Annotated in this window: 1 protein-coding gene; it reads left to right on the top strand. The window is 57.3% G+C overall.

Going from position 1 to position 1,087, the window contains the following annotated elements:
• The first annotated feature begins 62 nt into the window (after nucleotides 1–62).
• Nucleotides 63–1,055: an IS30 family transposase gene (locus CLV74_RS22475; RefSeq protein WP_106269173.1), complete on the top strand. Its 993-nt coding sequence runs from the start codon at nucleotides 63–65 to the stop codon at nucleotides 1,053–1,055.
• The last annotated feature ends 32 nt before the right edge of the window (nucleotides 1,056–1,087 follow it).

Here is a 1,087-nt window from a genome sequence, read left to right as displayed (position 1 = left end):
GGCACATTCTAATCTGCGTTGCGACACACTCTCTATCTTGCTGAAAAGCAAGGAGACCGGACATGGCCCACACAGAACTGGATTTACATGAAAGACGCGCGATCGAAGATATGCTGAACGCGAAGGTGCCGATAAGCAGGATCGCAGCGGAACTCGGCAGGCATCGCTCGTCCATTTACCGCGAGATCAAACGGAATTCTTTCACCGACGCAGAACTGCCGTATCTGAACGGCTACTACGGCATGACTGCACAGCGCGAGGCATCAAAGCGCCGCGCGCGGCGACGTAAATTGATCCGCTTGGAAGTATTGCGCGCCCATGTCATCGCTCAACTGAAGGTCGGTTGGACACCGGAGCAAATCGCGGGCCGCCTCGGTTTCGACGGGCAGCCCCTGCGCGTCAGCCACGAGACGATTTACGCCTATATCTATAGCCCCGAAGGCCAATCCGAAGAGCTCGCCCGGCACCTCCCGGGTCGGCGCAAGAAGCGCAGGCCCCGCTATGCAAGGCGGCCAAGGGGCCAGGTTTTTCCACCGGAGCGGTCTATCCACCAGCGTCCGGAATATGTGAAAACCCGAGAAACCTTCGGCGAATGGGAGGGCGATCTGATGATCTTCGAGCGGTCTCAGGGCAAGATGAACGTCGCTTCGCTCGTTGAACGCAAGACCCGCTTTGCCGTCCTGTTCCGCAACAACGATCGTAGCTCCACGCATCTGATCAACAATCTGATGAATGTGATGGAGCCCCTGCCCCAGCCAGCCCGGAGATCGATCACTTTTGACCGCGGTTTCGAATTCCGCGAATGGCGTAAACTGATGTCCGGGATTGGCACAGAAAGCTGGTTCTGCGATCCGCAAGCGCCGTGGCAAAAAGGTTCTGTCGAAAACATGAACAAGCGCGCGCGTCGGTATCTCCCCCGCGACACGGAACTCGCAGTGCTCTCCAGTCGCCAAATGAAGGCGATTGCCGACCGTTTGAACAGCACACCCAGAAAGTGCCTCGGCTGGCGCACGCCCACTGAAGCCTTCAGAGAAGAGATGATGAACCTAAGATAGGGAAAGCTGTCGCAACGACCCTTGAGACTTCA

This window comes from Donghicola tyrosinivorans, from assembly GCF_003003355.1.
GTDB classification, from domain to species: domain Bacteria; phylum Pseudomonadota; class Alphaproteobacteria; order Rhodobacterales; family Rhodobacteraceae; genus Donghicola; species Donghicola tyrosinivorans.
This window is presented reverse-complemented; position numbering and strand designations above follow the sequence as displayed.

Bases quoted from the DNA above. Each gene is read 5' to 3' on its own strand.
- CLV74_RS22475 (WP_106269173.1), top strand. From the start codon at position 63: ATGGCCCACACAGAACTGGATTTACATGAAAGACGCGCGATCGAAGAT.